Here is a 3511-nt window from a genome sequence, read left to right as displayed (position 1 = left end):
GTCCGGCACCACCCCTTCGCCGTGTGCCGTGGGTCGGCGTGTGCGGCAGGACCCGCGCGGCCCGTATGCCGCGGAGCTGGCGCGGCGCGTGTGCCGCGCAGCCGGCGCGGCCCGTATGCCGCGGAGCCGGCGTGGCGCGTGTGCCGCGGAGCCGGTTCCGCACTCAGGAGCTGGCGCGCTGCCGGCGGCGGGTGAGGACCCGCGAGAGCGAGTCGACGACGCGGGGGTCGTACTCGTAGCCGAGCCCGAGGTGGATGCGCTCCATCGCGTGCTCGTCCTGCGCGTCGTCCGGCCCGGCGAGGTCGACGTAGGCGTTGGCGACCTTGACGATCCGGCTCGACAACGGGAGGTCCTGGCCGAACTCGCGCACCTGGCGGTAGGGCGTGGTCTGTGCCTGCAGGATGCCGGCCACCTGGTCGAGCACACCCGTCGACCGGACGATCTCGGCCCCGTCCGAGGCGATCCGCTGCTGGTCGACGGGCGCCGCCATGACCGTCGCCCCCCGCGGGATCGGCTCGCGCAGGGCGACCTGGCCCAGGTCGTGCAGCAGCGCGGCATACTCGAGGTCGGTCAGCTCACGGTGGCTCATACCGAGGTCACGCCCGACGGCTACCGCGAGGTCCGCGACGTGCTGACCGTGGCCGGTGCCGGTGTACCCGGCGAGGTCGGTGAGCGAGGACAGTGCGCCGATCGTCTGCCGGTAGGTGGTGCGGATCGAGGCGTACCGCTGCACCGCGAAGTAGGTGAGGACCAACGGGAAGAGGAACAGCGGGACCGAGGCGACACCGATGGCCACTTCCGCCAGGGCGATGAGCGCGCCCGAGGTGACGAGGGCGGTGGCGAGCGGCCCCACCGACCGGTACTCGTCCAGGATCGCCGGCAGCAGCGGCGACTCCTGCGCGTCGGCCCGGATGCAGGCCTCGAGCGTCAGGTCGACGAGCATCGCGACGGCACCCACGAGCAGCATGACGACGGCCACCAGCCACCGGTCGCGGCCCCACTCCTTCTCCCAGTCGAGCAGCGTCCGGCCGCCGAAGTGGACCTGCCGGAAGAGCAGGGGCGCCACCGAGGCGCCGATCAGCCGGGCCGCGGTGTCCCCCCACTGGGCCCCCGACCCGGTGACCCGGCGCAGCACCTGGCCCACGAGCATGCCCGCGCTGATGACGGCGATGACGACGTCGGCGCCGACCCCCGGCCGGCCGTCGGCAGCGATGGTCGAGAAGGCGAGCCCGAGGGCCGCAGCCGTGGACATGGGGGCGGTCTCGCGCCCGGTGAGGATGGTCAGCCGTGCGGTCTCCCCCAGCGCGATGGCGACGAGGAAGAGGACCAGCCGGCCCCACTCGTCGCTGACGAGCGACCCGAACGACGGGGCGGCCGACCACCACGCCGCGACCACCACGACCACGGCGAGGACGGCGATGGGGGCACCGAGCCGGACGGTCCGCCAGCCCGCGTTCACGTGGTCACCTGGGCGGGACGCTGCACGTCGGGGACGCCGTGGATGCGCTCGCGCAGGTCCTGGCGCACCGCGAGCCGGTCCGACACCTCGGGCTCGTCGTGGTCGAGGGCGAGGGAGGCGGTGGAGGAGGTGTCCGGCCGGGGCGTCGGCTGCCACGGGTGCCTCACGAGCACCTTGCCCAGCGCGTCGACGACGAGCGGGTCCAGGTGGGTGCCGGCGCGGTCACGCATGACCTGCAGCGCGTCCTCGACCCCCAGCGCCGGGCGGTACGACCGCTCGGTGGTCAGTGCGTCGAAGACGTCGGCGACGGCGACGATGCGGGCCACCAGGGGGATCTGCTCGCCGGCCAGCCCGGCGGGGTACCCGAGCCCGTCGTAACGCTCGTGGTGGTGGGCGATGCCGTCCAGCGAGCCGGACAGGAACTCGATGCCACGGACCAGCTCCACACCGGCCCCCGCGTGCTCGGCGATGACGACGAAGTCCTCGTCCTCGAGCGGCCGTCGTGAGCGGATGTAGCGGGCGGGGACGCCGACCTTGCCGATGTCGTGGAGCATCCCGGCGGTGCGGACGTCCTGGATCTCCTTGTGCCCCAGGCCCAGGGCCTCGGCGAGCCACTCGCTGAGCTGAGCCACCTTCTGGCTGTGGCCGGCGTTGGTGGGGTCCTTCTTCTCCTCGGCCGTGACGAGGGCGCGCAGCGTCCGGTCGTGGGCGCGCAGCTCCTCGCCGTACTGGCCGAAGGCCCACTGTGCGACGGCGAGCGGCGCGAGGACGAGGATGGCGCTGAACCAGCCGACACCCGCCGGGATCCACAGCACGACGAAGAGGAACCCGATCACGCCGTACCCGATGTAGGCGAGTCCGGAGGTGCTGAGCAGCTTGAGGATCTGGGTCCTGACCCGGGTGCCGGACGATGCCCGGAGGACCCCCGCGATGAGGATCGCGTTGAGCAGGCACTGCGTGACGTCGGCGACGATCAGGGGGACGCCGACCGAGATGAGGATGGTGCCAGCCGACTCGCTGCCTGCGAAAGCCTGGATCCCGCCCGCCTGGGCGTAGACCAGGCCACCGAGTGACCCCATCGCCGAGAACAGCGACATGTTGAACAACCGGACGATGAACTGCTGCCGGTCGAGCTGGAGAAGCGTTCCCACTGCGCCGACGATGGCGGCCCCGACCGGCCCGACGATGACGGCCGAGGCGAGGAGGACGATGCTGATGAACGACAGCTGGACCCGGGACCCGACATCGGTCTCCCGGAGCACCCAGCTGGTTATCCCCAAACTGGCCAGCACCGCTACGGCCAGCCAGTCGTGAGGAGGTCCGGAGACGGCATACCCAACTGCTGCCAAGGCAACTGCGAGTAGGGCAACTCCGCTGATGTAGCTGATCGTCGCAACGCTGTCCAGCCGAGGGCGGGCTGGGGTCGGACGATCGGTGCTCACGAAAGCAATCTATGACGCGGCGTGGCTGCGCCGCAGCGACTCAGAGAGCCGGGTTCCAGCCCCAACCACGCGCAGCCGACTCCGCCGGGTTCCAGCCCCAACCACGGGCGAACTGGGTCGGACCCTCAGCCGGCGCCCAGACGATGGTCTCCTCGTTGGTGAGGATGGACTCGAAGAGGGTGGTGATAGCCTTCATGGCTGCTGCTCCTTCTGCCCGAGTACGGACTCATCCGTTTGGCTGGTTCGGGCCGGTACTTGTCGCCAACCGTCAGGGGTTCGCTTGGTCGACGGGACTATGATGCCCGCCAACCAGTGGGTTTTGCCGTCCGTAGACCCCTTCTTTGCCAAGTCTTGAATGTCGGTCTCCGCCATTCGGGGGAGAATCGCGCGAGAAACAGGCGGGAACTCACCAGTAGGGCCGGACCACGCAGTGGCGTGTGAGAGACTGGTCGGTGGCCCGGGTGTCTCCACGGCACCACCACCCCCCGACGGAAGCGATTTCCCATGAGCAAGCGCGCCCGCAAGCGCCGCTCGCGCAAGGGCAACGCGGCCAACCACGGTCGCAAGCCCAACGCCTGAGCACGCGCCCAGACGCAGCACGAAGCGGGCG

4 protein-coding genes are annotated in these 3511 nt (G+C 71.0%); 1 reads left to right on the top strand and 3 read right to left on the bottom strand.

The window, feature by feature from the left end:
* Window positions 1–163 precede the first annotated feature (163 nt).
* Genes ACFUC1_RS20370 through ACFUC1_RS20360 form a run of 3 tightly spaced genes read right to left on the bottom strand, consistent with a single transcriptional unit; the run spans window position 164 to window position 3097 of the window.
* Window positions 164–1459 (bottom strand): HD-GYP domain-containing protein, encoded by a 1296-nt coding sequence (locus tag ACFUC1_RS20370; protein WP_379123091.1) that lies wholly within the window; start codon window positions 1457–1459, stop codon window positions 164–166.
* Window positions 1456–2901: an HD-GYP domain-containing protein gene (locus ACFUC1_RS20365; RefSeq protein ID WP_379123089.1), complete on the bottom strand. Its 1446-nt coding sequence runs from the start codon at window positions 2899–2901 to the stop codon at window positions 1456–1458. The genes ACFUC1_RS20370 and ACFUC1_RS20365 overlap by 4 nt, the downstream gene beginning before the upstream one ends.
* Before the next feature lie 40 nt (window positions 2902–2941).
* The gene (locus ACFUC1_RS20360) at window positions 2942–3097 is read right to left on the bottom strand and encodes a hypothetical protein (protein ID WP_379123087.1); all 156 of its coding nucleotides are present in this window, start codon (window positions 3095–3097) and stop codon (window positions 2942–2944) included.
* A 308-nt stretch (window positions 3098–3405) separates the two neighbouring features.
* On the opposite strand from ACFUC1_RS20360, the gene ACFUC1_RS20355 reads away from it, so the two are divergent.
* The gene (locus ACFUC1_RS20355; protein ID WP_369791897.1) at window positions 3406–3480 is read left to right on the top strand and encodes a 50S ribosomal protein bL37; all 75 of its coding nucleotides are present in this window, start codon (window positions 3406–3408) and stop codon (window positions 3478–3480) included.
* The last annotated feature ends 31 nt before the right edge of the window (window positions 3481–3511 follow it).

This window comes from Pedococcus sp. NPDC057267 (assembly GCF_042668795.1).
Taxonomy (GTDB): Bacteria; Actinomycetota; Actinomycetes; order Actinomycetales; family Dermatophilaceae; genus Pedococcus.
This window is presented reverse-complemented; position numbering and strand designations above follow the sequence as displayed.